This is a genomic window from Actinacidiphila rubida (assembly GCF_900110255.1).
Taxonomy (GTDB): Bacteria; Actinomycetota; Actinomycetes; order Streptomycetales; family Streptomycetaceae; genus Actinacidiphila; species Actinacidiphila rubida.
Map to the genome: position 1 here is coordinate 18,105 of NZ_FODD01000052.1, position 25,874 is coordinate 43,978.

At 69.7% G+C, this 25,874-nt stretch carries 21 protein-coding genes; 8 read left to right on the forward strand and 13 right to left on the reverse strand.

The window, feature by feature from the left end; translation table 11 throughout:
* Nucleotides 1-8 precede the first annotated feature (8 nt).
* The gene (locus BMW99_RS34215; protein ID WP_069462665.1) at nt 9-1,244 is read right to left on the reverse strand and encodes a hypothetical protein; all 1,236 of its coding nucleotides are present in this window, start codon (nt 1,242-1,244) and stop codon (nt 9-11) included.
* A 227-nt stretch (nt 1,245-1,471) separates the two neighbouring features.
* Here BMW99_RS34215 and BMW99_RS34220 point away from each other — a divergent pair, with 227 nt between their 5' ends.
* The 4 genes from BMW99_RS34220 (at nt 1,472) to galE (ending at nt 5,362) form a co-directional block, all read left to right on the forward strand.
* The gene (locus BMW99_RS34220) at nt 1,472-1,939 is read left to right on the forward strand and encodes an ATP-binding protein (RefSeq protein WP_069462638.1); all 468 of its coding nucleotides are present in this window, start codon (nt 1,472-1,474) and stop codon (nt 1,937-1,939) included.
* A gap of 233 nt (nt 1,940-2,172) precedes the next feature.
* Complete coding sequence (locus tag BMW99_RS34225; protein WP_069462637.1) at nt 2,173-3,390, forward strand: NAD-dependent epimerase/dehydratase family protein; 1,218 nt, start codon at nt 2,173-2,175, stop codon at nt 3,388-3,390.
* 1 nt (nt 3,391) lies between these two features.
* Nucleotides 3,392-4,279, forward strand: a complete 888-nt coding sequence (locus tag BMW99_RS34230) for a formylglycine-generating enzyme family protein (RefSeq protein ID WP_069462636.1) — start codon at nt 3,392-3,394, stop codon at nt 4,277-4,279.
* Nucleotides 4,280-4,366: 87 nt separating this feature from the next.
* A complete protein-coding gene (gene galE / locus BMW99_RS34235) occupies nt 4,367-5,362 on the forward strand; it encodes a UDP-glucose 4-epimerase GalE (RefSeq protein ID WP_069462664.1) in 996 nt (331 codons plus the stop codon).
* Nucleotides 5,363-5,656: 294 nt separating this feature from the next.
* Here the strand turns inward: galE and BMW99_RS34240 are convergent, their stop codons facing one another.
* From BMW99_RS34240 to BMW99_RS34285, 10 genes are all read right to left on the reverse strand, one after another.
* Nucleotides 5,657-6,718, reverse strand: a complete 1,062-nt coding sequence (locus BMW99_RS34240; protein WP_075018158.1) for a bifunctional lytic transglycosylase/C40 family peptidase — start codon at nt 6,716-6,718, stop codon at nt 5,657-5,659.
* Complete coding sequence (locus tag BMW99_RS34245) at nt 6,715-9,183, reverse strand: hypothetical protein (RefSeq protein ID WP_143080597.1); 2,469 nt, start codon at nt 9,181-9,183, stop codon at nt 6,715-6,717. The genes BMW99_RS34240 and BMW99_RS34245 overlap by 4 nt, the downstream gene beginning before the upstream one ends.
* A complete protein-coding gene (locus BMW99_RS34250; RefSeq protein ID WP_075018160.1) occupies nt 9,180-11,738 on the reverse strand; it encodes an ATP-binding protein in 2,559 nt (852 codons plus the stop codon). The genes BMW99_RS34245 and BMW99_RS34250 overlap by 4 nt, the downstream gene beginning before the upstream one ends.
* A gap of 5 nt (nt 11,739-11,743) precedes the next feature.
* A complete protein-coding gene (locus tag BMW99_RS34255) occupies nt 11,744-12,298 on the reverse strand; it encodes a hypothetical protein (RefSeq protein WP_069465423.1) in 555 nt (184 codons plus the stop codon).
* The gene (locus BMW99_RS34260) at nt 12,295-12,609 is read right to left on the reverse strand and encodes a hypothetical protein (RefSeq protein WP_143080598.1); all 315 of its coding nucleotides are present in this window, start codon (nt 12,607-12,609) and stop codon (nt 12,295-12,297) included. Before BMW99_RS34260 ends, BMW99_RS34255 begins: the two co-directional genes overlap by 4 nt.
* Nucleotides 12,606-13,634 (reverse strand): conjugal transfer protein, encoded by a 1,029-nt coding sequence (locus BMW99_RS34265; protein ID WP_069465425.1) that lies wholly within the window; start codon nt 13,632-13,634, stop codon nt 12,606-12,608. The genes BMW99_RS34260 and BMW99_RS34265 overlap by 4 nt, the downstream gene beginning before the upstream one ends.
* Nucleotides 13,635-13,669: 35 nt before the next feature.
* Nucleotides 13,670-13,954, reverse strand: coding sequence for a hypothetical protein (locus tag BMW99_RS34270; protein ID WP_069465426.1), 285 nt, complete (start codon nt 13,952-13,954; stop codon nt 13,670-13,672).
* An 89-nt stretch (nt 13,955-14,043) separates the two neighbouring features.
* The gene (locus BMW99_RS34275) at nt 14,044-14,904 is read right to left on the reverse strand and encodes a hypothetical protein (RefSeq protein WP_069465427.1); all 861 of its coding nucleotides are present in this window, start codon (nt 14,902-14,904) and stop codon (nt 14,044-14,046) included.
* Between the two features lie 244 nt (nt 14,905-15,148).
* A complete protein-coding gene (locus tag BMW99_RS34280; RefSeq protein ID WP_069465428.1) occupies nt 15,149-15,868 on the reverse strand; it encodes a DNA-methyltransferase in 720 nt (239 codons plus the stop codon).
* Nucleotides 15,869-16,204: 336 nt separating this feature from the next.
* Nucleotides 16,205-16,696 (reverse strand): DUF6233 domain-containing protein, encoded by a 492-nt coding sequence (locus BMW99_RS34285; protein ID WP_069465429.1) that lies wholly within the window; start codon nt 16,694-16,696, stop codon nt 16,205-16,207.
* A 910-nt stretch (nt 16,697-17,606) separates the two neighbouring features.
* Here BMW99_RS34285 and BMW99_RS40965 point away from each other — a divergent pair.
* Nucleotides 17,607-18,116 carry a hypothetical protein gene (locus BMW99_RS40965; RefSeq protein WP_141726287.1) on the forward strand — a complete coding sequence of 170 codons (510 nt, stop codon included), beginning with the start codon at nt 17,607-17,609 and terminating at the stop codon, nt 18,114-18,116.
* A gap of 102 nt (nt 18,117-18,218) precedes the next feature.
* Here BMW99_RS40965 and BMW99_RS34290 read toward each other — a convergent pair whose 3' ends face one another.
* Nucleotides 18,219-18,542, reverse strand: coding sequence for a hypothetical protein (locus BMW99_RS34290; protein WP_069465430.1), 324 nt, complete (start codon nt 18,540-18,542; stop codon nt 18,219-18,221).
* Here BMW99_RS34290 and BMW99_RS34295 point away from each other — a divergent pair.
* The 3 genes from BMW99_RS34295 to BMW99_RS34305 all read left to right on the forward strand — a co-directional run bounded on the left by BMW99_RS34295 (nt 18,516) and on the right by BMW99_RS34305 (nt 21,380).
* On the forward strand, nt 18,516-18,956 hold the full coding sequence (locus BMW99_RS34295; protein ID WP_141726288.1) for a hypothetical protein: 441 nt from the start codon (nt 18,516-18,518) through the stop codon (nt 18,954-18,956). The two genes, BMW99_RS34290 and BMW99_RS34295, sit on opposite strands and share 27 nt — an antisense overlap.
* An 803-nt stretch (nt 18,957-19,759) precedes the next feature.
* Entirely contained in the window at nt 19,760-20,875 is a 1,116-nt protein-coding gene (locus BMW99_RS34300) for a hypothetical protein (RefSeq protein ID WP_141726289.1), read from the forward strand.
* Nucleotides 20,856-21,380 carry a hypothetical protein gene (locus BMW99_RS34305; RefSeq protein ID WP_141726290.1) on the forward strand — a complete coding sequence of 175 codons (525 nt, stop codon included), beginning with the start codon at nt 20,856-20,858 and terminating at the stop codon, nt 21,378-21,380. The genes BMW99_RS34300 and BMW99_RS34305 overlap by 20 nt, the downstream gene beginning before the upstream one ends.
* A 240-nt stretch (nt 21,381-21,620) precedes the next feature.
* On the opposite strand, the gene BMW99_RS34310 is transcribed toward BMW99_RS34305, so the two are convergent.
* Complete coding sequence (locus BMW99_RS34310) at nt 21,621-24,128, reverse strand: DEAD/DEAH box helicase (protein ID WP_245791744.1); 2,508 nt, start codon at nt 24,126-24,128, stop codon at nt 21,621-21,623.
* Nucleotides 24,129-25,874 lie beyond the last annotated feature (1,746 nt).

Genomic DNA, 25,874 nt, shown 5'->3' on the forward strand with positions numbered 1-25,874 from the left:
TTGTCTCCTCAGCTGCCGATGGCGTGGCGGTATGCCTCCCTCCAGTCGGCGACCGCCGGGATGGCGGCGTGCCGCTGGAGCGCGGTGTCGACGTTGTGTAGCTGCTGCAGCAGCCGGTCGGAGCGCACGGCGGGGAGGTAGGTCAGTACCTGGCCTGCGGCGGCCGCAGCCGCCTCCGGTTCCGGCCGGTCCCTGAGCGCATGCTGGATGGCGACGTCGGCCTGGTACAAGGCCCTGTTGCGGGTGAAGTGTTCGCCGTGCAGCAGCACCGCTTGTTCGGCGCCGGCGGCCGCCCGGTCGTGCTGGGCGAGGTCCGCCCGCGCGAGAGCCTCCAGCCCGGCCAGTTCGGCTGGGGTGAAGAAGTCGAGCCACTCCGGGTCTGCGCCTTTCGGGCCCTGGGCGTACAGACGGTGGCTGCGCACGATGGCCTGGTCGGTTGCGCTGCGATCGCCCAAGAGCGCCCAGCCGCCTGCCTCCCGCAACGCCATCAGCGATAACAGGCGGGGGGAGCCGTAGGTGCGTGCCACGCTCTGGGCGCCCTGGGCGGCCGAGATGGCTTCGCGAGGTCTGCCACTGGCCCGCGCGAGCAGGGACATGCACCCGAAGGTGTGTGCCTCGAGCTGCACGTGGCCGGCGATGCGGGCAGCGGCCTGCGCCTCGCTGTACAGACTCCGGGCATCTGCCGGCCGCCCGGAGTCGTAGGACAGCCAACCGACGGCGATCGACAAGAACCCGGTCGCTGCCCGCAGCTGGCGACCGGTGCGATCGGAGTACGTGCCGTCCTGGAGCCACCGGTAGGCGGTGTGCAGAGCCTCGGTGGCTGCCCGCCGCAGCGGGGCCGAGCCGTGATCGTGGTCGTGGGCGTAGATCATCGCGACGGCCTTGGTCACCGCGCGGACGTCGCTGGCGCCGACACGGCCAGGGGCTTGCTGCCGGGCGGCAACCGGAAGGGCAAGGGCCACGCCGGCCCCGTCCAGCAGGAACGCCCGCCGCGGGCTGCTCACCAGGCTAGGACGCGACTGCACGCCAGGCACCGGGGGTTGGAATCCCAGTTCGACCATCGAGCGCCCGGTCATCTGAGTGAGGACCCTTCGGTACGCCGTTCGCGGGCACGCGACGTCACCGTCCTCCCAGGCCGCGATCAGTCGAGCCGTGCAGCCGAGGTTCTCGCCGAGCTGCCGGGCCGCCGAGCAGACCGCGGCCGCGAACTCGACGCGGCTCATCTGGAACTCCAGATCACGCATCGCACGGAAGGTTCGGTTCGGGGCGCCCACAGCGGCTCCCAGCACGTCAGGCTCGATCACAGGGTGACGCGACAGTACCGCGCCCTGTCACCGTCATGCCCTGGAGAGTGCCGCAAAGCACCCTGGCGCGGACCAACTTGCATCGTTCTTACATCACGACAGCGTCGCTCCGACCGAGGTGTGGGTGCTTGCGTGGTGGTGGCATCACCACAGCTCAGGGAGACCCCGTGTCGAATCCCACCGCCACACCCAACACCGCTCCGGGCAGAATCGCACGAGCCCGGCAGCCTGGCGCAGCCTCCACGGGCACCCTGATCCCGCGATGCGATTCCGCTCCCCGCCAGGCTCGCCAGTTCACCACCGGCCAGCTGGCCGACTGGCTGTTGTCGGGCGCGGCCGTTGAGGCGGCCGTCTTGGTGGTGTCGGAGCTGGTGACCAACGCCGTTGTGCACGGCACTCGCGGTCCCATCCGGCTTCGCCTGGACATGAGGCTGGGCGAGCTGCGTGTCACCGTTGCCGACGACACCCCTTATCGACCCCTGCCGGACGCTGCACTCGCGGACGTAGGCGAGTTCAGCGGCCGCGGCCTCGCCCTGGTTGCCGCGTACTCCACTCAGTGGGGGCACCGCCACGTCGCAGATCGACCGGAATGCGGAACCGCGGTGTGGGCGCAAATTCCAGCAGGCACGCCGTGATCGCCCTCCAGCACGACGTGGTGCCTGCCGGCAACCGCCACATCGCGCCGGCCACCCAACACGCCACGACCCCGACCGCTGTGCGGGTGGCCGCACGTCCACCCGCACACGCTCCCGCCCGACTGCCCTCAGCACGAATGATGTCCGGCCCACCACGCCAAGTACCGCCACCGCGGCAGGGACTCGACGTCGACGGCAGCGGGCGCTCTGCATCACAGTCCACGGAGGTTGAGATGAGTGACCACGTCCTGATCACGGGAGGTGCCGGGTTCATCGGCACCCACTTAAGCGCGGCGCTACTGGAGCGAGGCGCCCATGTCACCGCGGTCGACAACCTGTCAGCCGGTCGACTTCCCACGCTCCCGGCGCTCCTGCAGTACGAGCGTTTCCGACTGGTCGAGCACGACATCACCGTCCCGCTGGACTGGAGCGAGCCAGTCACCGCGGTCATGCACCTGGCCAGTCCGATCGGCCCTGCGCACGTGCGCGAGCACCCGGTGAGCACGCTGATGGCGGGCTCGGCCGGGACGGTCAACGCATTGGAGATCGCCCGCCGGCACCAGGCCCGGATCGTGCTGGTCTCCTCGGCCGAGGTCTACGGGGATCCGAACGTCCAGCCCCAGCCGGAGAGCTACCGGGGATCGGTGGACCCCGTGGGACCGATGTCGGGCTACCAGGAGGCCAAGCGGTTCCTGGAGGCGATGGCGGCGGCCTACCGCCGCGAGCACGGCGTGAAGACCGGCATCGTCCGCCCGTTCAACGTCTACGGCCCCGGCATGCTCAACACGGACACCCGTGTCGTGGCCGCGTTCGTGACACGAGCCCTGGCCGGGCAGGAACTGATCGTCAACGGACCGGACGCGGTCCGCAGCCTGTGCTACATCGACGACTTCGTAGCCGGGCTGCTCGCCATGATGGACTGCAACATCCCGGGACCGGTCAACCTCGGCGCGGCCGAGGGCACCGCGATCGGCGACCTGGCCGCGTTGGTGGTCTCCACCGTCGGCTCCGGGACCGTCACCACCGGCCCGAGCAAGGCTGCCGACGGCACCGCGCGCTGCCCCGACATCACCCTCGCCCGCCAGCTCCTGGACTGGGAGCCCACCACCCTCCTGCGGGACGGCATCGCCGCGACCGTGGAGGCGATGCGCGCAGCCGCAGCGCCGCCGGCGACCGTGCGGTTCGACGTGCCCAGCGCGTGGTTGTCCCTGATCCCTGAGAGCACACCGCGGCCCCTGCGGTGCCGGGCGGGCTGCGTGCGTGATGCGCTGCGCTGGCTGACCTCGACCTACCCGGTGCTGGCCGCGCGACTGCTCTCCCCGAGCGGGGAGTTGGTCCCCTGGACCAACCTGTTCCTCGACCAGGACAACGTCCGTGACCTTGAGGGGATGGACACCGTCCTCAGCGGCGATGTCGTGCTGGTCGCACTGCCCGCGATGGCGGGCGGCTGATATGCCCCACCCCACAGCGCCCGACGTGCACGGCATGGTCGACATCCCGGCCGGAACGGTAGTCATCGGCTCGCCCGAGGACCACTTGGACGACGTGACCAACGGGCAGCAGTACGGCCGGTCATGGTTCGAGGACGAGTCCCCGCAGCACCCGGTCGACGTCGGCGGGTTCTGGCTGGACCGGCACCCGGTCACCAACGCCGCCTACGCACGCTTCACCGAGGCCACCGGCTATCGCACGGCCGCCGAGGAGCGCGGCGCCGGTGCGGTCTACGCCGACAGCTACTGGCAGATGCTCCCCGGCGCCAGCTGGCGCCACCCCGGCGGCCCGCACGACAGCGTCACCGAACGGACGGACCATCCGGTCGTGCACGTCGACCACGCCGACGCCACCGCCTACGCGCGGTGGGCGGGCAAACGACTGCCCACCGAAGCCGAGTGGGAGTACGCCGCCCACGGCCCGCAGTGGCGGCCCTGGCCCTGGGGCAGCACCTGGGATCCCGCACGCGCCGTCTGCGCCGGGTACCAGGGCAGCCCCATCGACGACCTCGCGGGTTGGGGGGACTGGTGGAAGGGCCATTTCGCCGAGCACGGCACCGTGCCCGGCACCGCGCCGATCGGCGCGCGCTCTCCCGCCGGTGACTCGCCCTTCGGGGTGGGCGAGATGGCGGGCAACGTCTCTGAATGGACGGCCGCCCCCTACCGGCTCTACGACCCCGCACGCAGCTACGACCCGATGTATCACGCCGCGGTCGGCCGCTACATCACGGTGCGCGGCGGCGGCTGGATGCACCTGCGCCACCAGTGCCGCACCACGGAGCGGTTCGCCGCAGCCCCCGGCTACTCCAACCACACGCTCGGCTTCCGCTGCGCCCTCGACACCCCCTAGGAGATCCGTGTGTCCCCGCCGCCCAGCACCCGCGAGCACACCCCGCAACCCGAGAACGGGCGCCCCGTCCCCAACTACGCTCGGCGCATGAAGGTACTCATCACCGGCGGCGCCGGATACATCGGCAGCACCATCGCAAGCGCCTGCCTGGACTCCGGGATCACGCCGGTGATCCTCGACAACCTCTCCACCGGGCGCGCCGAGTTCACCACCGGACGCGCCTTCTACCAGGGCGACATCGCCGACGGACATCTCATCGACCGCGTCTTCGACGAGCACCCCGACATCGCCGCGGTCGTCCACTGCGCGGCGCACATCGTCGTCCCGGACTCGGTTGCTGACCCCATCGGCTACTACCGCAACAACGTCACAGCCAGCCTCGACCTGGTTGCGCACCTGCTCCGCAACGGCTGCGACCGCCTGATTTTCAGTTCCTCGGCGTCGATCTACCAGGCCGGCGACGACTTCACCGTCGACGAGGGCTCCCCGCACGCTCCGCAGAGCCCCTACGCGCGAACCAAGGCGGTGTGCGAAGCGATGTTCAGTGACATCGCCGCCACCGGCCGGATCCGCGTCCTGTCGCTGCGGTACTTCAACCCGATCGGCGCGGACCCGCAGATGCGGACCGGACTGCAGCTACGCAAGCCCAGCCACGCCCTGGGCGTGCTGATCACCGCCCACGAACAAGGCATCCCGTTCACCGTCACCGGAACCGACTGGCCCACCCGCGACGGATCCGGCATCCGCGACTACGTCCACGTCTGGGACCTGGCAGCCGCCCACGTTGCCGCACTCACTCGCTTCGACGGCCTGTTCACCGCCGGCGAGACCTCCACCGCCATCAACCTCGGTACCGGCACCGGCACGACCGTCAGGGAACTGGTGGAGGCGTTCAACACGGTCGTGGACAACCCCGTCAAGACCACGGACGTGGCGGCGCGACCCGGCGATGTCGCGGGGGCCTACACCCGCAGCTCCCGAGCCGCCCGCCTTCTGGAGTGGCAGCCTCAGCACTCAGTCGCGGACGGCATCCGCCACTCCCTGCAATGGGCCGCCGTACGCGACGATCGCCTGCCCGACTGACACAGACACCGGCAGGCAGCAGCTCCAGAGGGCGACCGGCGCCCTGCGCCGCACCTGGGTCTCGCGGCACGTGCGCTCGCGGTGGCCGAGTCTTTCGCCATCGCACTCGTTATCCCAGATAGCAGTGCTCGCAGGTCACTCACCCCCCTGTCCTGTGCGCCTGCGATCCTGGGATGGCGCTGGCTGGCGTGGGGATGCAGCAGCAGCGTACGAACCCCAACCGCGGCGGACGCCGGGCCTTTGCCGGCGTCCGTCCGCACCACGCTGCCACTCGATCTGACGCTCGCCGGTCAGTCAGGCCACCCGTCGGATGTCCCAGGGGAACTTGGCCCAGTATCCGGCGAGTTCCTCGACGTCGATGGGGCGGCCGGGCTTGGGCGCGTTGACCATGCGGCCGCTGCCGGCGTAGATGCCGACGTGTCCCCAGTTCCCGTCGTTGTTGATGACGATCAGATCGCCGGGCTGCATCTGGGCGCGGGGAATGGGCACGCCGGCGGTGCGTTGCTGCTGGGAGGTGCGCGGCAAGGTGATCCGGCCGTGGGTGGCGGCGTAGACGGCGTACTGGGTCAGTCCGGAGCAGTCGAAGCCACCGGCGGTGGGGCCGTGAACTCCGCCGCCGCCCCATACGTAGGGCAGACCTTGTTCGGCCAGGGCCGCGTTCACGATCGCCGCGCCGATGCCCGTGGCGGGGATCTGGTCGGGGCTGAGGGTCATCTGCTGAGCCCAGGTGAGGATCTTGGCGACGTAGGCGCGGGTCTCGGGGATGGCCGGGATGCCGTGGGCGGCCTGGACGCGGCCCCAGCCGGCGTTGTAGCCGGCCAGCGCGAGCGCGCGGACATCCCCGAGGATCCCGGAGGCCTTCGCCTTGCCGATCAAGGCGCACATGTAGCGGCCCTGGGACATCACTGCGTCTCCGACGTCGTAGGGGTCGGCGCGGCCGTTGTGGTCGTCGTCGCGGCCCCATGTCGCCCACGCGGACGGCATGAACTGCGCCGACCCCATGGCGCCGGCCGGACTGACCAGGGTCCGGCTGGTGTTGAAGTTCGACTCCGCCCGCACCTGCGCGGCCAGCAACACCGGTGTGAGCTCGGGGTTGCGGCAGGCCGCGGCCGCGGCGGTCAGCCACGGAGCGAACGTTGCGGGGACTTGCCCGTCGGCGATCTGCCCGGTGTAGGCGCCGGGCGCGGTCGCAGTCTGCCCTTGGTCGTGGCCGCCGGCTCCGGCGGCCACTGCGGCGATGAACAGGATCAGGAACGCGAGCGGCACCAGCACCGGCGCCAGGGCGACCCCGGCCAGGAGCCCGACGGTGCGGGCCCGCGGCCCGGCACCGGCGCCTGCGACGGCGGGGGCGGTCACCGCAGCCTGCGGCGGGGCGAGGGAGCACGGCGGGGGGCGGGCCGGGCCGGGCGAGGCCGCGGCGCGGGCGGTGTGGGTGCGGGCGGGGGTTGTTGTGCCGGCGGCACCGGAGGCGCTGGGGCCGGAGCGGGGGCAGGGCGGCTGCGAATGCGGTGCAGCCGCAGCCGCAGTTCGTCCTGGCGAGCTGAGACCGGCGGGACCGGCAGCCGTGGCGGAACCGGGCGGCGACGCCTCGGCATCTGCGGCGGCAAGGGCGAAGGCGACGGGAACACCGCGCCGGGGGCAGGCGCAGTAGCTGGGCGACGGCGAGCTCGCGGTGTGCGTACGGGAACGGGCGGCAGGCCTCGTTGCGAGCGGACCTGGTTGATCAGCCAGCGGCCGCCGATGCCGCGCCAGTACTCATCGAGGAAGTCCCCGGCCGGCGCGGCCACGTGTCGCTGCAGACGGGTCCGCAGCGCGTCGGCGGCGCTCACGGCCTGGCCGGGCATGGCGCGGATGGCTGCATCGGCGGCCTGGTAGGCGCGTGGCCCGTATACCGGCAGGCCGACTGTCGCCTTCAGCCCGAACTTGCCAGCGCCCAGGCCTGCTTTGACCGTGCCGGTGGCGGCACTGGCCAGGCCGCGGCCGCTGGCGGCCAGTCGGCCGGTGAGGGCCCGCGCGGCACCTGCCCTGCCGATCCCGCTGGTCATGGCAGCTGAGGTGCCGCCGGTCGCGGCGAGCGCGCCGACCATCAGCGAGGTCCTCAGAAGACGGCCGCCCAGGCTGCCCCGTGTCCCCTGCTCGATCCGAGCTGGGGAGCCGCCGAGCTTGCTGGACGACAGGCGGGCCCGCACGCGGGACGTGGCTGACTTCGACGCGCGCAGCAGCCGGCGCCGGTAGACGAACGCGGCGATGCACAGCAGGTCGATCACGACGAACCGGATCGTCAACCCGCCAGGGATCGAGGCCGCGTCGGCGTCCATGATGGCGGTGATGGTGACGAGGAAGACCGCCAGGCCCGCGACGGTCAGCACCATCAGAGCCAGGGACCGGATGATCGCGGTCGCCCGGTCCCACAGGTAGGAACGGCCGGAGCCCGGCAGGATCCCGATGACCAGAGCGCACCGGGCGATGATCGCCTCCAGTGCCACCCACACCTGCGCCATCAGGAACGTGAAGTCGATGGTGACGACCAGCATCACCACCATGAGCGCGGCGATCATCATGAAGAACGCCCCGCCGACCTTGTCGAAACTGGCCTTCCGCAGTTGCCCGGCGTCGCCTTGCACGCAGCTGGCTTCGAAGCTCTCAGTGGGCGTCTTGGGCCCGAACTGGTTCAGCGCCCACTTGGTCGCCTGGTCCTTGATCGCGTCGTCGATGGTGTCCCCGACGACCGGGATCAGGTCGAGGCTGGACGGCATGTCATGGATGATCTTCGTCTGGCGGGCGACGGCCGCGTCGAAGCTGGCCTGCCGGACCTGGAGCAGACTGAACTGCGTGGCGCAGTCACCGGTGAACGTCTGCCCGTAGGTGAGCAGCATGTCGGGCTGCACGATGAACGCGTCGACCATGCGGTCGGTGATCGGCTGCGCCAGAGAACTGGCGTCGGCTGCGGCGTTGTCGGCTGATGTCTGGTCCTGCCCCAGGACCAGGACGGCGGTGGCAACCGCCAGCTGCCTGGCCTTGCCGACCGCACCGTTGTCAGGGCCGAGAAGCAACTGCGGGGGAGCGGCCAGAACGGTCACGGCGAGCGCGGAGATGACGATCGACGCGCCGGCCTCGCCCCAGCCGCGAGACCGGTCGCCGAACATCAGATGCCAGCAGGCGGTGACCGCGGAGAACGTCAGGAACAGGCCGGGCAGCCCCATCTGCACCATGACGTTCGTGTACAGGGAGTCCGAGACCCGGATCACCGGGCCGAGCAGGATGTTCGCCAGGGAGAAGCTCAGGGACCAGGCGACAAGCCAGCACGCGAACGCGATCATGACTTTGGTGACGGTGAACATCAGGTCGACCAGGAACGCTTCGACCTTCAGGTCCCAGCTCTTCCAGTCCCCGGTGTCTGCCGCGACGTCGTAGCCGGCCAGCGGGATGCCCTGGCTGTCGCTGACGTTGAACGCGGACATGATGCCGCTGTGCGCGAGCTGCTTGCGGTAGGCGAACACCTCCCCGTTGAAGACCTTGACCTGCCGCGGTGAGGCCACCGTCGACGGCGGGGACGGCACCGGTTCGGCGGCCGCCCCGGCGCCGGGTGCCGCCGTTGGGCCGGCGGCACTGCTCTGAGGCGTGGGGGTGGTGGTCGGCGCCGGTGTGGAGGTGGCCGGCCGCGGCGTCGGGGCGGTGGGGTCCGCGTGCGCGGGGCCGGCCAGTAGCAGCGCGCCGAGGGTGGAGGCGGCCAGGAGCACCAGTCCCCACAGCAGCGCCCGCCGCGGCCGACGGGCTCCCGCTGGACTGAACGTGACGCTTGTGGCGCGGCGGCTGTTCATGCTGCGGTCGTGGTCGGGTCGGAGTGGATGGCGGCCGCGGCCTGGTCGTCGTTGGGGATGAGGACCTGCATGCCGCCGACGCGTCCGAGTAGGTCGCGGTGTAGGCATTCGCCGGCCCGCAGGGCTTGGGCGGCTTCGGAGTCCATCAGCGGGGACAGGCCGGTGGTCACCAGGGTGTGGAGGTCGGCGTCGTTCGGGTCCAGGTCCAGGAAGGCCAATCCGCGGCGGGCGAGCTCGCCGTCGGACTGCCGGAAGAGGAACCGGCGGCGGAACAACCCGCGCACCACGGCGCCGAGCTCGGTGTCGGCCGGCCCGATGTCGTTTGCGTCGTGGGAGCCGACCAGGACGGCCGCGTTGTGCTTGCGGCCGTCGCGGACCAACTCCAGGAGCAGCTTCAAGCCCTCCGTGGAGGCGGTCAGCCACCAGCACTCATCCCACACGACCGCGCAGAACTCGCCCGGGTGATCGGGGTCGAAGGCGACCTGCCGGCAGATCGCCGCGATCAGGTACATCGCGGCGCGGCCGAAGATCTTCTCGTACTCGATCGCGCCGTGCTCGAGCCAGGCCGACTCGCCCGCGCTGGGCAATGACAGGTTCGGCACCGAGAACACCACGGCGTCGGCACGCGCGACGTCGACGACCGGCAGCGAGGGGTCGAAGACCGCGCGCGCTAGGTCCTTGCGCTGATGCGAGGTCAGTTTCCGCAGCACCGCGAGGCTGTCGGGGTCGGCGGCGCCGCGGTGCTGCAGCTCGCTCATCAGGGCGGCCATCGACGGGGCCGGCCTTGCCAGGACGGCTTCGATTGCCTCTGACAGTGCCATGCCCATCTCGGACATCGGGCCGATGCCGAGCAGCAGCGTCAGGAAGCTCTCGGTGAATCGCTGCGCCTCGGCGCGGTGGCGGGCGAAGATCCGCAGCGGGTCCAGCGAGACTTCGGCACGCTGGTCCACGGTGATGACCTGGGTGGTCCCCGGGCACGCGTTCGCGAAGCGCACCCATTCCTGCTGCGGGGTGCGGTCCACGATCACCGCCCGGCCGCGCGAACCGCGGTGGCTGCGGCGGCGGCCGGCGGCCAGGACCGCGTAGACCGCGGCTTTCATCGCGGTGCTCTTGCCCGACCCCAGCTCGCCGATGAACGCGGCCGACGCGGACGCTTTCGCCCGCGGCCCACGGGTCCAGTCGGTGAGGACCGGTCGGATGCCACCGCCGGACAACTGCAGCCCGTACAGCTGGCCGGTGTCGTCTCCGAGCGCGCTGCCCCCGAAGGGGCCGCCCATCGCGAAGTCGCGCGCGAGCAGGACCTGCGCGTACTTGAGCATGACCCGCGGCGTGCGGGCGCCGGGCAGCATCCCGTACCACAGGGCCTCCTGCGCCCCGAGCGGCTGAGCGAAGGTGTAGTCGTTGCCGCCGAAGAACTGGATCAGCGCGTCGGCCCGGGCCTGCGCCTCGGCGGGGGTGGCACCCCACACGCTCAGCACCGGCATGGCCTGGACCTCGACCTCGGTCTGCGAGGCCGTCAGCCGCTCGCGGTACTCATCCAGCCGGCTTGCGCTCTTGTCCACCGAGGCCGGCACCCCCGCCGGATCGTTGCCGTACTCCTCGGGTTGCCCGGCCAACTCGCGTGCCTGGCGGCGAGATTGGGCCTCTGCCTTGTTGCCGGGGGTCACCTTCAACCGGACGACCCAGTCGACGGGGAAATGAAAGGAGTCCAAGGCGGCCAGGTACTCCGAGCCGGGGAAGACGAACTCCTCCGGCATCTGCGACAGCGCCAGCATGACCTGGTAGCTGGTGCCGAACGGCGTGTGGACCTGCAGCCACCGCCGCTTGAACGGGTTGCCGGTGCCCTGTGCTCGCTCGCGGTGCCCGGCCTGGTCGACGTCGTCGAGGCCGCCCTCGGTCAAGACCGCTTGGCCCCAGGCAGCAACCGATCGGCCCACGGCCGGTCGCGCACCGTCGCTCTCGGGCAGTAGCGGTTCCAGGGTGCCGCGCCGGGCGGCGTGCCCGTAGATCCACATGATCTCGGCCTCACTAGCCGGCCGCACCTTCAGTGCTGCCGGCCAGGAGGCCGCGATTGCGGCCGCCTGTTCCAGCAGCGCGATCTCCTCGCGGGCCCGGACCGGTGCCGGCAGCAGGCCGAGCTGGGAGGCGAACTCCGATCGGCCGGCGGCGATCGCGTCCCGCACGGCCTGCATCCGCGTGGGCGGCGGCAGCGGCACTGCCAACCAGTCGGTGCGCCCGGTCAGATCCAGCGTCTCCAGCTGAGTCAGCACCCGCTGCGCCAGGGCCACGTAGCGGTCGGAGGCATCGGCGTCCAGGTCGACGTCGGCGGTCATCTTGCGCACCACGGACGCCGGGTCGATCGACGGGCACAAGCTCAACAGCATCGACTCGCCGGTCAACGATTTGATCAGGGACTCGATGACGGCCAGGCGGCGGTGCTTGTCGCTGTTCGAGGCGTGGGCGCTGGAGCCTGACTGCACTCGCCACAGCGCCCACGCAGTGCCGTGCACGGTCCAGATGACGTTCCCAGCCAGGTGCCGGAGGGGAAGCCGCACGGTACTCAGGCCTCCCCGTCCGCGGAGGCCCGTCGGGCCCGCTGGGCGAGCAGCGCGGCCACACCTGACGCCGGCAGCATCCCGTTGGGTGGCGTAGCCGGCGCCGGCCCGGCCGCGTGAACCGCCAGGCCCGCAACGGGCTTCGGCGTGGCCGCGGACAGGGTGCATACGCCGGTCACGGCGCGGGGCCGGCAGCGCGGCACCGACCGCCCCTCCAGCCGGCCGCCGCGCGGCGCGGCGGCAAGCCCGGCAGCACTGGCGATGACCGCCAGCGGGTTGCGCCCGTCGACCTGGACCTTGCGCACCGCGAACCCTGCCGCGTACGGCACGCCGAGCGCCAGCACGATGTCGAATAGGCCGAAGACGCCCCACACCGTGCGGGTGAGCATCATGGCCCCGAATGTTGCCGCCATGACCGCGAACTGCGGCACCGTATAGGGCCCGCCCCACAGCCGCCCGCCGCCGGGAAACGTGCCGATCACCAGCGGGAATCTGCGAGCGCGGGTGTAGCAGACCCCGACCAACGTCTGGTCCTGACCGGCCCCGGTAGGCGCGCTCATCGGCGTGCCCCGGCGATCGGGTCGACCTGGACGACCGCACCCATGGCGCCGCTCGGGTTCTGGATGTCCTGACCGGCCTTGTCCCTGAAGACCGTCACGTTCATCACGCCCCACCACAAGGCACCCGCGGCGATCACCGCGATGAACGCCTTCAGGATGGAGCGGCTCCGCGCCCATTCCATGATCACGAATGCGGAGCACATGATGCTCATCACCGTGGTGATCAGCAGGCTGTTGATCTGGTCCCCGAGCGACTTGGTGTCCCCGAGGATCCCCGCCATCGTCACGGCGGCACTGGTGTCGATCATCATCCTTGTCCTTCACCTGTCGAAGTTGCGGCCGGCGACGTCGCCGCGGCCGTGGGTGTCGCGCCGGTTGCCAGGTCGGGGGCAGCGTCGATCGCGGCGACCTCCCAGCGGCCGGCCCGGGCTTTGAGGACCACCGCGTAGGTCAGCGGCCGCTGCTGCCCACTGCCAGTCGTGGCTGCGGTGTCGACGAGCAGCCGGCGCACCGCCCCATCGGCCGGCGCCTGCGCCGTGTTCGGCGCCGTTGCACCGGCGTGCTCGGCGACCTGAGCGACCGTCACCGCGGTGTACGGCGCCGGCGTGACCGGTGCCAACTGCGTGCCGGGCGACAGGTAGCGGTCCAGCTCCCCGGCCCCGGTCAGGTAGGCACCCAAGAACGCCTGCAGGGTCTGCACCGCCAGATCGGCAGCCTGCGCAGGGACCGAGGGACCGTAGTCCAGCGACGGCGCACCGCCGTGTCCCGGCTCGGAGACCTCTGCTGGCAGCGCGACTGCGACGTAGCCGCCCTGTCCGGCGGCGCCGGTGGCTCGCACGGCGACCTGGAAATACCGCAGCCCACTGGACCCCGCCCCTGTGGGGTTGGGCGGCTCGACCGCTGGGTCGGCCGCCACGGTCGGGCCGGTCACCCGAGCGGCAACAATGACCGACCAGTAGCCCGGGGCGACCGTGGTGAACCGCACAGCGGCCGTCTGCTCCGCCCGCTGCTCACCTGCCTTCCCCGACAAGGACACCTGCGCCGCGGCCGGATAGAACGCAGCCAGCGCCTTCTGCGAGCCCTCGCCCGCCTCGATGTATGCCGCGACGTACAGCTGCGCGAACCCGGCCGGCCCCAGCGACGTCCCGCTGTCCGACACGTTGGCCGCGGCCACCCGCACCGGTGAAACCGCCTGTGTGGGGCGGCTGAGGTACGCGCTGCCACCCAGCAGCACCCCGCCGATCAGCAACGCCCACGCCACCCACCGCACCAGCACCGCGGTGTTTGCCACCACGCCCGTCGACGCCGCAGCGGGCGGCCACTCATCAGCCCCCACTACATCCGCCGGTGCGGCCTGGCTTCGGCGCCGCCTCACGACGTCACCCGGCCATTGAGATCAGGGCACGTCCCTTTCCGGCTCAGCCTCGCCAGGTGCTCCAACCGCGCCCGCAGCACTTCCGGGGCCAATGCGCGCAGCGCCTCGTACGCGGCCTGAGCGGGCCCGGCGTCGTGCTCCAGGAACCGCCGCAGCTCCGCCACGGTGCTCGGGTCGAAGGGGTTGCGGACCAGAGCGACGGCGAGGCTGTCCGCCTGCCTGCGGGTCCTGACCAGCATCTGCTCGGTCTCGCTAAGACCGCCTTGCTCGGGTGATTGCATCTCGTGCTCCTTCCGGTGGGTGCCATCGGGTGCTTCAAGCAGCCGAATCCGGCCTGTTGTGACGCGGGGCTGAAGGAATTTCCGGAGATTCACGCGGCCGCGATGTATCGGGGCGCGGCATCTCGCAGGCGGCGCTTGGCGCGAGCACGGCATTGCCGAACCGCCGCAGTGCTCACCCCCGCCTGTGCGGCGAGAGCGGTGTCCGGGGCGGGTCCCTCGCGATAGTGGGCGGCCAGAACCCGGGCCGCGTCGGGTTCCAGGACCTGCTCACACAGCGCCCACACCAGCAGGTCCGCCATCTCGGCCCGCGCGCCCGTCAGCTCCTCACCCGCGGCCACCAGACCAGCGGCAGCAGCTCCGGCCGCGATCTGGGTGAACTCCGCGACCTCGACCGGATCGGCCACACGCCCCCACAAGGGCCAGCGCTCGACGGTCTCCAGCGACACGTCCTGGTCCCGCTTGCTGTCCCGCGCCAACTCGAGCGAGGCGCGCTGAAGCGTGTCCATCGCCAGGTTCGCCGCGATCCGCCGCGGACGGCGCTGCAGGGGATAGGCGGCTACCACCTCGCACAGCGCGGCGGTCACGGCGTGAGCGGCGTCACCGAAGCTGCGGCCACGGCGGCGCATCCGCCGCGAGATGGCCATCGCCGCCGGCAGCATCGCTTGAATCACCACCCGGCAGGCCAACTCCGCCTGCTCGTTCTGGCCGACCGCCCGCCCCAGCAACGCGGTGAGCCACACGTCGCTGTGCGCGCGCCCGTGGCGCCGGTCCCTGAACGCCAGACAGCCCAGGAGAGCCGCCAGGTCGCCCGGGGCCTCGCCGGCCTCGAAAACGCCGGCCTTGATCAGCCACCCGGCCACGACAGCGCCGTTGACGGAGTTTGCGCACTGCACACGCCACTCGGCGTTCAGCCGGTCGAAGGCGTTCTCGTTGACGGTGGAGCGGTTCACGGCGCGGGTCCTTTCGACTTCGTGCCAAGAACCCTCCTCACGCCCCCTTGCGCTGGTGCTTGCTCAAAACCCGAGTAGGTGCAGGTCAGCCGATTGCACTTTGCCGCCCGTCGTTCGTGGTGGGCGGCGCAAGCATCAGCGCAACCGCTGCACGCCCGCGGCGCTCGCCTCGAAGGAGTCCAGTCACGGCACGCGTCGGTGCTCCCGGGCCGAAGCAACCTGGGAGCACCGACGTGGGGATGGATCAGACGATCGTGCCGAGAGCCGCCTGACTCAGCCGGCTCTCAGCCACACGTCTGTAAGCGGGGCTCAACTCCACCCCTTGGAAGGAGCGCCCCTCAGCGAGTGCGGCGACCCCGGTCGACCCCGATCCTGCGAAAGGGTCCAGCACAGTGCCCTCCGGCACGCAGACCTTCACCAGCTCCCGCATCAACTCCAGCGGCTTCTGCGTGATGTGCACCCGGTGCGAGCCACGCGGCTGACTCGCCGTGTACAGCCCTGGCAGCGACACCGGGTTCCGTGCGGCGTCCACGGGCCCGTTGGTGGCCCACAGCGCGTACTCGCATGACCGGCGGAAGCCGCCGAGCTGGGGCCGGGCGATCGGTTTGTGCCAAGGGACGACTCCCCGCCACACCCATCCCGCTGCCTGCAGGGCATCGGAGGTCACGGGCAGCTGTCGGAAGTCACAGAACACGAGGAGCGGCCCGCCCGTGCGGGTCACGCGCAGGCATTGCCCCAAGATCAGGGTCATCCACGCCAGGTAGCCGCGCTGATCACGCTGGTCTCCGGTGAAGTCCGGCAGGTCGTGCTGGGCATCTGAGGAGACGTACTTCTTGCGGGCGGTCTGGTTCGTGCGGGAGGTCGAGCTCGCGCCTCCTGAGTTGTAGGGCGGATCGGTGATCACGGCATCGACGGAGTCGTTAGGCAGTTGGCGCAGCACATCGAGCGCGTCGCCGTCGAACATGGTCCAGGTTGCAGAGGACAAGACTTCTCCTTTCCCCTCTGCTTCGACTCTCCGTGGTGCCCCTTGCGCACATGCTTGATCAAAAACGAGCCTCCGCCGCAACGGCATCTGCGGTTCTGGTCCGCTCGTATGTCCGCCCTGCGGTCCGCTCGCTGGTCCGCTACTTGGTCCGTTCACCGGTCCGTTCTGCGGTCCACACCACAATGGGGGCTGACCTGCGTTTGCGCAGGTCAGCCCCCATAGCGCAACCGGTCGTGCGGTTCGACACCTCTTCCTGGAACAGGAAGAGGTGGTTGTTTCCATTGAGTCCCCAATGCGGGGGTCGGGGCCGTGCGGTTACGCCGCGGTGCGCAGCGGCCGGTCCGGCCGACATACCTGGCACGCCGCGGCGTCGGTGCGCGCCAGGATGGCGCGGGCCTGCTCGGTGGTGGCGGGAGGGGCGTGGTCGCGGGTGGCGTGGCAGTGTCCGCGGTGCACGATGCTGGCTGGGCCGACGTCGTCGGTGAAGTAGACCCGTTCCTCGACCTTCCATGCCGGGGCGACGCCGACGCGCTCGGTGGGCACCTGGTCGTACGCCTCGCCCTCGATGGGCTCGCAACGGCCAGCCGGTGCGCGGAAGTCCACGGCCGCGGGCTCGTCCCGCAGTGTGCCCCACGTGGTGTTGGGTACCGGGAGGTGGATCTGCAGGTCGAACCACCACGACCCGTCGGGCTCGCGCCGGCGGCCCTTGACCACCGCGTAGAGCCGTTGGCCGTCGTGGAGCGTCACCCGCACCAGCGGCCCGTCGGCCTTCGGCAGGTCCTCCAGCCGGCCCGCGTCCTTGCTCACGGCTCCAGGCTAGTTCGATTCTCCGTTCGATTCCATGATGCACCAGGGCTGAGGCCCTCCTATCCCGAAGGCACCCCTGACAGGTGGTCTCAGCTGTTCCCGCTGTTGTGCCAGTCAGATGCGGGCCGGACAAGATCACCTCGTCCGGCCCGCAGCTCGTTCCCCCTCACTCACCGACTCATGGCGGCCGCGACGATGCCCGTCATGACCACCGCATGCTGAGCGCAGCGAGTTCCGCGCGCCGCTCCGCGCTCACGTGTCGCCCGCTCTGGGCGCTGGCCGCCCTACTCCTCCTGGTGCGCTTCGACGACCAGGGCGAGAGAGGTCGTGCTCCGCCGTCGCGCAGTGATGTTCTTCTTGTCCTCGTAACGAGCCATGACGTCCAGGCCCTCCGGAGTCTCGCGAGGCCGGTCGACTTCGCGGAGCGCACGAACGTGTCAGCGGTCATGCAATTCCCCAGGATTTCCATGATCAGCGTCACGCAATTCCCCACCTGGGCTGAGGCCGTGACGGGCCGCCCGACGGATCAGTGTGCGGCTGGTCCGGTCGGTAAAGGGCGCCTGTGGCGGCGCTACGCGCTGGCCTCGCGGCCACCCTGGACAGCCCTGACCAGCCTGAACGACGGGCTGGTTATCGGGCGGCAAGGGAACCTCTGGCGCCCTGGGGATCCCGACGCACGGTCATCGTCCCCATGGACACGGCGGTCGCGACGTCACCGTCCCCCTGGCCCATTACGTGACGTTCCGGGTGGGGAATTGGCTGGCTGTCGACAAAGGGATCATCCGAGGGGACAAGCCATATGGGGGAAGGGGGGACTGCCCAGCGTGTCCAGTGATTCGTTCCTCACCTCGCGTCGTCATTCTGCTGTCCGTAGCAGGGTTTGGCAGCAGGTTTCGACGGAGGTTGTGGAGTGAAGCTCACCACGCGGTTTGCCGCGGTCATTAGCGCGGTGACGGGAGTAATGATGTTCGGTGCTGGCGTTGCCCAGGCTCAAGGCGACGGAGGACTCCTCTCGCTTCTGGGCAATGCGTCAGTGCTTCAGGTGTGCTACCCGATGGGCCAGGTCGGGCAGGGCAATTCCTTCAGCGGCACTCAGAACATCAGCTGCAGCCAGAGCGGCCAGGCGACGGCCCCCGCGGGCAGCAGTGGTGGCGGCCTGTCAGGCGCTGGCACAGTGTCCGGCACCGAAGTCACGGTTCCAGCGGGCGCACCTGGCAACGCCATCGTGACGTGCCCTGATGGGCAAATCGCCACAGGCGGCGGCTACATTGCCGACCCCAACCTGCGGGTGGTCAGGTCGTATCCGTACACTGAGGTGGGAACTGGCAAGCCGGTGGGATGGGTTGTTGACGTCGTAAACGATGGATCGGCTTCTGGAGGCATGATTCCCACGGTGGTCTGTGCCGACGCAGCAGCATGACGTCCAAAGTGAGGGCGAGCGGCGGTCGAACGCTCCCCGACCACATCGATCGCGCAGTCACAGCCCGACGGCGCATGGTTCGTCGGGAAAGGCGTCACTCTTTCACCGGGCGGTTTGGCCGGCGGGAGCCGACGCCACTTGGTTGGGCTGATCGCAGCCGCGTACCGCGTCCCTGTCGACGACCGCCATGACGTCGCCGCCGTCATGGCGTGAGCGGAAGCCACAATCCGCGGCGACGTCGCGGCCGCGCTCGAGCAACTGCGGGACCAGGGCGCCGTCGACGGCACGCTCGCACTGACGGAGCGGCTCCAAGCCGAGCAGGACCGCGACCGATTTCCGCGCGGCCGCGCTGGCGCACTTCGCGCGCAGCCCGGGGGAATGATAGTCGATTTCGGTGACTTGATCGTCGACGAGGCGATCGTGCACTCGATTCCGCGGAAGTTGAAGACCGACCTCACTCCCGCGAAGGTCAAGTTCAGTGAGGCCACCTGCAGCCTCGATGGAACGGTCCGCGGCGAGCTCGAGCTGAAGTTCAAAGATGTGCTGGTCAAGCTGGGACGCGAAGTTGTCGTGGACGCGGAGTTTAAGTCGCAGCTGCCGGACCAGGTCAGAGCGTTCCTGGAGGGCAAACGAGGCCTGGTGAACGCCTCGAAGGAGATCGCCGAACTGCTGCTGGCCAGTCAGCCCACCAACAGCTCCGAGGGGCTGCTCCTGGTCTCCTCGGTGAGGTTGCACGGGCTGTCGGCCTGCGTGCAAGACGCCAGAGGCTGCTCCGAGACGTTCGCCGGGCACAGATGGAGCGTGTTCTCCAGCATCGAGGCCTGTGAGGGCAGCATCTGAGCTCGCCCGACGCGCTGCGTGGCGACCTCGCGCGTTCAGGTCCTTGCTCTCGGACCGTGACCGGATCGGAGGCGGTGGGCAGGGGCGGGTGGGCCTCGGGCAGGTTCCGCTACGGATGGCTTCAGCGGTGCCAGGCCGCTGGCTTACCAGTCGGCACTCCTGCCGGCCGTGTCCATCGCCGTCTATGCCGCCCTTCCGCTTTTCGCAGCCCTGATGATCTGCAGTTGCGCCTCGTGGTGCCGCTCTGACGAACCGTCATGATCTTGATCGTAAAGATATTCCCAAGGCATATTCCATGAGTTGGCTGTGAGCCTCTACGGTCTGCGCACTGGTCATCGCGACGGAACGTGATGGCCCTGCCACCTCCTCGGCAGGGGGCGCGCTTCGGCGCGGTTGCTGAGGAGTGCTGGCGGTTTTCTTGGGAGGGGAATCCACGTATGCGCACCTCGTTGCGCCATGCGCTGGCGGCTGTCACGACGGCCGGCAGTGCGGCGCTTTTGATCTGTACCCTCAGCACGGGCGGCTCCGCGTATGCGGTGGGCGGTCCGGGTTGTTTGCAGGACACCTGCCCGACGACGTCCACGCCAACGCCGACGGCTACCGATCCCAGCGTCAAGCCGAGCAGCACCGCCGCTCAGCCTTCCAGTGGGCCGACGGTGACGGCGGCGCCGGACCCGACGACTCCTGCGGTCTCCGGGCCGCCGACGATCCGGGGAACGTTCACCCTCGGGTCTGGAGCGCCGTGGGCCGGCGCGGCGGTGCAGCTGACGGCTGTGGACTCCGTGCCGGAGGACGGCACCGCCGTGGCTCCGACTGTGGTGGGTACTGCCACGACGGCAGCTGATGGCTCGTGGTCGTACACCCTGCCGGCGACGCTCCCCAGCGGTCTGCAGGCTCTGGCCGATGCCAACGGCGGTGTGCTCGCCGTGCAGGCCGAGGTCACCGGCACCGCGCCCGACGGGACCGTGATGAGCGGCTCGGACTACGTCGACGCCGGGGTTGCCACCGGCGCGGCCACCACCGACGGGTCGGCGGCCGCGCGCCAGGAAACTCCGGACACCATCCAGGTCCATCCCGCCACCAGTACCAACGCCATCACCCCGGCCGTCACCCCGGACGGCGACCCCGCTGCCCAGGACAGCAGCCCCGTGCCGGCCGACGACGCGGTGCTGCCGCAGTGGCAGGCCACCGACGGCTCGTCCACCACCGGCTACAACCCGGACGTCGTGGGCGGCGTCAACTACGCAGGCGTCACCCCCCAGGTGGCTACCTGCGGGGTCAACGACCGCGTGCTGGCCACGTCCGTCCAGTACACGACCGTCGGCGAGGGGCACGCCTACTACGACGCCACCGCGGCGTTCGAGTACAGCACCACGCTGTCCAGCACCTGGGGCATCGCCACCAGCATCGACGGCAAGTACTGGTCGATCAAGGGCAAGATCTCCCGCAAGACCAGCATGGGCCGGGCCACCGGCTTCACCGGCAAGGGACCGTACTGGGCCCAGCAGTTCCGGGTGCCGATCCAGTACCAGGAACGCGACCACGAACTGCTGTGCCCGAACAACCGCATCGTCCACAACTACTCGATCGTCCCGATCAAGTACCTGGTGCCCGCCGGCAAGCCCGTCAGCGCTTTTGGATCCGACGTATCGAGCCACGACGGATACAACGCCTACTCGCGCTCCAACTCCTCCTACCGGGCAGTGCTGTCCCGTGGCATGTACTACACCGTCAACGCCGGCACCTCGGTCACTTACAGTTTCGCGGTGAAGGTCTTCAACGTCGAGCTCAGCCTCGACACCGACTTCAACAGCAACCACTTCCAGAAGATCACCGCAGGAAACGGTGCCCAGGAGCACGACATCTGGGGCGCCAAAGGACCGGTCTGGAGCAACCCCGGTGTCCTCTACTCCTACTAAAGCCCTGGCTGCTGCGGCGGCGGTGCTGCTGGCCGCGGCCTGCGGCACCAGCACCGGCGGGCCACGCACCGGCTCGGCACTCCAGGGAGGTGGTCCCGCCATGTTCGGGACCTCCGGGTATCCGCACGCCAAGATCGGCGTGGTCTACCGGTTCTCCTTCCCGCTGCTGAAGAACGTCAGCAAGGCCCCGGTCGCGCTCACCGGCTTCAAAGTCCTCTCGGTGCCCGGACAAGTACAAGTCCGGGGATACACCGTGTCCTCCGTGAACGACACCCCCGGGTACCTGCTCGGGGGCCTTGACACCGACTTCACCAAATACCCGGACTACGCGAAGAAGACACTCATCATCAAGCCCGGAGCCACCAGTCCTTACTACGCAGGTGTGCGCGTCCAGGCCAGCGGAAAACTCGCCCATCACATCAAGGGCTGCGACATCACCTATCAGCAGAACGACCACACCTACCACCAAGTGCTGCCCTGCGAGTATGCGCTCGACGTGACGTAGCAGCGGCCTCACGGCACCGAGGGCAGGCAGCACCGGCCGCGCAACGCCGGACCCGCCCGCTGCACTCAGCCCACGGTCCCCTACCACCTGACCCGGTCCAACCACGAGACGGACCGGTGCGGGTGTCGATGTCCCCGGGGGCGAGCGGCCCCCGGGGGCATCGGAGGCTTGGGCCGCAGCCCGGCCGTCTGACAGCGACTGCCTGGGCGTGCGTGAAGGCACGTCGACGCCTCGCCTCAACTACCAGCGCATTCCCAACGCGTCGAGTCCAGCGCGTCGTTCGGGGGTGAGCTTGTCGGCTCGTCTGCGGGCGTTGTCCAGGAACATGCCGAGCTTGTTGGGCACGCCGTCGATGTCTTCGATGTGCTTGCGGGGCACCTGGAGGTGTCCTTCGCGGGCGTGGAACTGTCGGGCGGCCGCGAGGTTGGCCGCCCACTTGTCGGCCTGCGTACGGGGCACTGGCGGCCGCTCAGACGCCTCGGCCGGAGCCAAGTGCAACATGTGCTCGAGCATCCACTGCTGCGCGGGCAGGAGATCGTCCCAGCTAAGGCGTTGGGTCTGGATCCAGGCGCCTAGGTCTTCGCCCTGGAGCGTGGTCTGCCCTGCGGCAGTCGGGCGCGGAGCGCCAATGGTGATGAGTGTCCGGCACAGCATGTAGCAGCGCTGCCAGGCCACGGGCCAGGCCGGACACCAGCTCGGGTCGATCGCCTCGAGCGCGTCGCGGCGCTCTTCGGTCAGCGCCCCGATGGTGGAGCCGATCGGCAGGCCGGCCTCGCGCCGCGCCTCGATCTCCGCCAGCTTCCGGCCTGCCGTCCTCAGATTTTTGGCCCACACCCCCACCGGGTGGCCGTTCCACACGGCCGTGGTGGGCGGGAGGAAGTGGCCGTGCGCCGCCGCCCACTCTTCGGCTGCTGACAGTCCTTCCTGGAATGCGACGTCCCAGTGCGACCAGATCATGCCGAGTTCTTCGAGTTCCTTGGCGCGAGCGGGCTTCATCTCACCGGCGTTGAAGAACCTTCGCTGGTCGGCAATCCATGTTCCAAGGGGAAAGTCAGCGGGTTGCCAGTCCTCCGGTGTGGTGAAGCTGTAGGGGACTTTCAGATCCCCGTTCTCTTTCAGGTACCGTGTCGCGGCCTGGATTCCCTGACGCCAGTACGTGTTTTCCGGGCGGAGAATCCGGAGCTTCATGAACTGCGCCAAAATGGCGGGATCGCGGGGCGTGGAGAACACCAGGAGGTTCTGCGCGGGGGCGGAGGTGCCACGCTCCTCACCCCGCCCGGCAGCATCGCGCTCCGCCGCTGAGGGCTTCCGGTACCGGCTGGTGGTCTGCTGTTCCGCCAACTGCTCGATGGTCTCAGTGTCGTGACTACGCAGCGCAGCCAAAACCTTGGCCAGAGCGTTGTAGCCCTTGGAGGTGAGCATGGCGTCGGGGTCTTCGTCCTTGCCGAGGAAAACCGGGACTACCAACGACGCGACCTTGCCTTCTCCGGGTTTCATCCGCAGGGCCCGGCCGACGATCTGGAGGATGTCGACCGCGGATCCGCGCACGTCCCCGAAGAACACAGAGTCACATCCTGGCGTGTCCACGCCTTCCCCGAGCACGCGAACTGAGCTGAGCAGCCGCAGCCGCATCGGGACCAGTTCCCCGTCGTGCCGCTCGCCGACGGGGTCGGCGAAGGTGGCCAGCGTGGCCCGCCGGCGCTTGGGCTTGTGCTCCCCGCACAGCCAGTCCGCCCACACCCTCTCCGGCTCCGGGTAGGTTGTCGCATCGTCCTCCCACAGGCGCCGGGCAACAGCCGGCACCCCGGCCGCCATGGCCTCGGCCTCGCTGGTGCGGTAGTGGAAGGTCAACATGCGCCGAAGTCCCCGCTCGGCAGCCGTCTTCACCGCCGCGGTCTGCAACGCGGCGAGCCGGGACCCGCGCACGTTGTCCGACCGGTTGCTGACACCGAGCAACGCGGCCGCCTGGAGCTCCGGGTCGGTCACGTCGACGCACACCACCTGGTAGGCCGCAACCAGCCCCAGACTCCGGGCAGTCGAGAGCGTCAGACGATAAGCGACCTCACCGAACAGGCCATCCGGGCTGTCTTCCATGCTGGCCACCAGCACCGGAGCACCGCCGCCCTCTTCGGCCTCCGGCGCCTCCCACACCCGCGGGGTCGCCGTCATGTAGAGCCTGCGGTCAGCCGGCACCTTGGCGTTGTCATGGATCGCCGCCCACGGCTTGCTGCCCCTGCCACTGGTCCGGTGCGCCTCGTCAACCACCACCAGCGACCAGGGCGCAAGGCCCGCCGCGTGCGCCCGCTGAAGCGTGCCCAACCCCACGCTGGCGTACGTGGCGAACACCGTCACCTGCTCCAAGTCGCGCGTCCACGCCACCAGCTCGTCCACGTCCGTCGTGCAGGCGAACCCCGCGTCATCCGCCTGCAGAGAGCAGATTCCGTAGAACGCTCCGGTGCGGCCACCGGCCCGCCAGGCGGCCGCCATCTGCGCGAGAAGGTCGAGCGTGGGCACCAAAATGAGCACCCTCCGTGCCCGCAGTTTCCGGGCAGTCAAAACGCCCATGAAAGTCTTACCCGAACCAGTCGCCGCAATGATCTGCGTCCGAAGACCCTGCGCGGGCATGGCCCGACCGGGCCCCAATTCGAGTTTCCGCACCGCCGCATCGGACGCCTCGATCTGATGCGGCAGCGGATCCATTTCCACGACCGTGTTTCCTGCTTCGCCTTTGATGACCACTGCCACCATGGTTTTGACGCTCCCCATCCCAGGACGCTCGCGTTCCCGGTCTGGTGTGCTCCGGGGGTTGTGTCTGAGTCCAAAGGTTAGCGCATGCTCGTCTTTGACGCACACCCTTGCCTTGTTCGTGTCCCGCTTCCTGGTGGTTGACTTCACCTTCCTGGTGACCTGCTCGTGATGGCAAGGAGGGGCAGCAGTGGAACCTGTGCCGTCCAAATACGAGACGGACCTCCTTCGAGTGGTGGAGCAAGCCATGAGGTGTCGGGCGGTGTGGGAGGAGGTTTCCATCACTCACTGGTCCCGCCCCTTTGAGGAGGTGAAGGACGCACTGCAGGCATCTGCTCAACGGTGGGGAGTGGTCATCGATGACGGCACTGCCACCAAGGCCGCCTGGCAGATTACTGGGGGCAGCTGGGAGTGACTCCACCCCCTTACCCGCACGAGCCGGCCCCCCTGCCTGCCCGTAGTCGGCCACCCCCCCCATGACGCCCCCCGCCCGCCTGTTGTTGCTCGCCGCTACGTGGTGGGTTCACAGGTCGGGCGGCGCCGGCTGGGTCTCTGGTCGAAAGTCGCGGGGGCGTACTGTCTGGCCATGGCGCATAGGGGTCAGCCTCGGGAGCCGTTCGTAGAGTTGCGGAAGAGTCCCAGGGAGCGGTACGCGGCTTGGAGGGGCGACCTGCCGCTCCCGGAGCATCTCGCGTCGAAGCACCGGCCGCTGGATCCGGTGCGGGGCGCCATAGCGATGGCAGTGTTTCCGTTCTCGTTCCTGGCGGCGGCTGTCACTCCTGATGACGGTTGGCTTTGGTGGCAGCGGGTTCTCGCGTTCTTGGCCGCACTTGCTCTCAGCGTCTATCCGACTTTGCTGCTCATCGGATACTGGCGCTTGTGGCGGCGTCGGGCTTCCGAAGACCCGAGTTGAGCCTGTCTGTCCGTGTGATCCGCCAGAGAGGCATGGTGGGGAGCTTTGGGGTGGGGGTGGATGATGAAGCGGCGTTCGTGGGTGGCGGTGCTGTGCATCGGCGTTGTGTTCTGGGGCTGCGGCGTGCTGGGCAACACTTCTGGTCGGATGAGGCTTGGGGGCATGCGGCTATGGCCGGGGTGCCGTACGGGATGTACGCAGTGGGGGCTGGGGTTACGGCCCGTAGCCAGTCCCTTCGTGAACGGCGCCGGCTGGCTGGCCCGTTGGGTCCGCCTCCGCCGCTTCCGCCGGGTGTCCCGGGGTCCATCCAGTCCAACAAGGGTGAGCGCGGCGGGGCGAACTCGGATGGCTAACGGCGGGCGGCGATTGCTGCTTCCTGGAGTACGGCGAGGCCTGTTCACCCCGAGTTAGCTGCCTGGGATCTTTTACACCGACCTCTCAGAGCTGCGAGTCTTTCATGATCAGCCTGGCATCATGCGAGCAGGCGGGTGCGGCATCGGGAACGCGGACCTCCGCGTGTGCGCCGCACCCGCCTTTCCGATGCCGCCCCCTCCTAGCCAGCTTGCTTGTTGCCCGCCCCGATCCGGGCGACACGAAGCGCCGTTCGGACACCGACCGCGGGGCGCGGAGCGCACCGCCTGGCCCGCGCGGAGCGCGGGCCCCATGGCCCGTCAGAGGGGCCGCGAAGCGGGCCCGGTGACGGGCCATCAACCCTGAAGCGAAGCGGAGGGGTTGGCCCGGCGCAGCCGGGCAGACCGCGCGCAGCGCGGTCACGCAGAGCGAAGCGAGGCGTTTCGCTTGCACATCGCGCAGCGATGTGGTACCCGCTCCGCGGG

Excerpts from the sequence above, each read along its gene's own strand:
- BMW99_RS34245 (WP_143080597.1), bottom strand. The coding sequence starts at position 9,183 with ATGAACAGCCGCCGCGCCACAAGCGTCACGTTCAGTCCAGCGGGAGCC.
- BMW99_RS34260 (WP_143080598.1), bottom strand. The coding sequence starts at position 12,609 with ATGATGATCGACACCAGTGCCGCCGTGACGATGGCGGGGATCCTCGGG.
- galE (WP_069462664.1), top strand. The coding sequence starts at position 4,367 with ATGAAGGTACTCATCACCGGCGGCGCCGGATACATCGGCAGCACCATC.
- BMW99_RS34230 (WP_069462636.1), top strand. The coding sequence starts at position 3,392 with ATGCCCCACCCCACAGCGCCCGACGTGCACGGCATGGTCGACATCCCG.
- BMW99_RS34270 (WP_069465426.1), bottom strand. The coding sequence starts at position 13,954 with ATGCAATCACCCGAGCAAGGCGGTCTTAGCGAGACCGAGCAGATGCTG.
- BMW99_RS34310 (WP_245791744.1), bottom strand. The coding sequence starts at position 24,128 with ATGGTGGCAGTGGTCATCAAAGGCGAAGCAGGAAACACGGTCGTGGAA.
- BMW99_RS34280 (WP_069465428.1), bottom strand. The coding sequence starts at position 15,868 with ATGTTCGACGGCGACGCGCTCGATGTGCTGCGCCAACTGCCTAACGAC.
- BMW99_RS34215 (WP_069462665.1), bottom strand. The coding sequence starts at position 1,244 with ATGCGTGATCTGGAGTTCCAGATGAGCCGCGTCGAGTTCGCGGCCGCG.
- BMW99_RS34255 (WP_069465423.1), bottom strand. The coding sequence starts at position 12,298 with ATGAGCGCGCCTACCGGGGCCGGTCAGGACCAGACGTTGGTCGGGGTC.
- BMW99_RS34225 (WP_069462637.1), top strand. The coding sequence starts at position 2,173 with ATGAGTGACCACGTCCTGATCACGGGAGGTGCCGGGTTCATCGGCACC.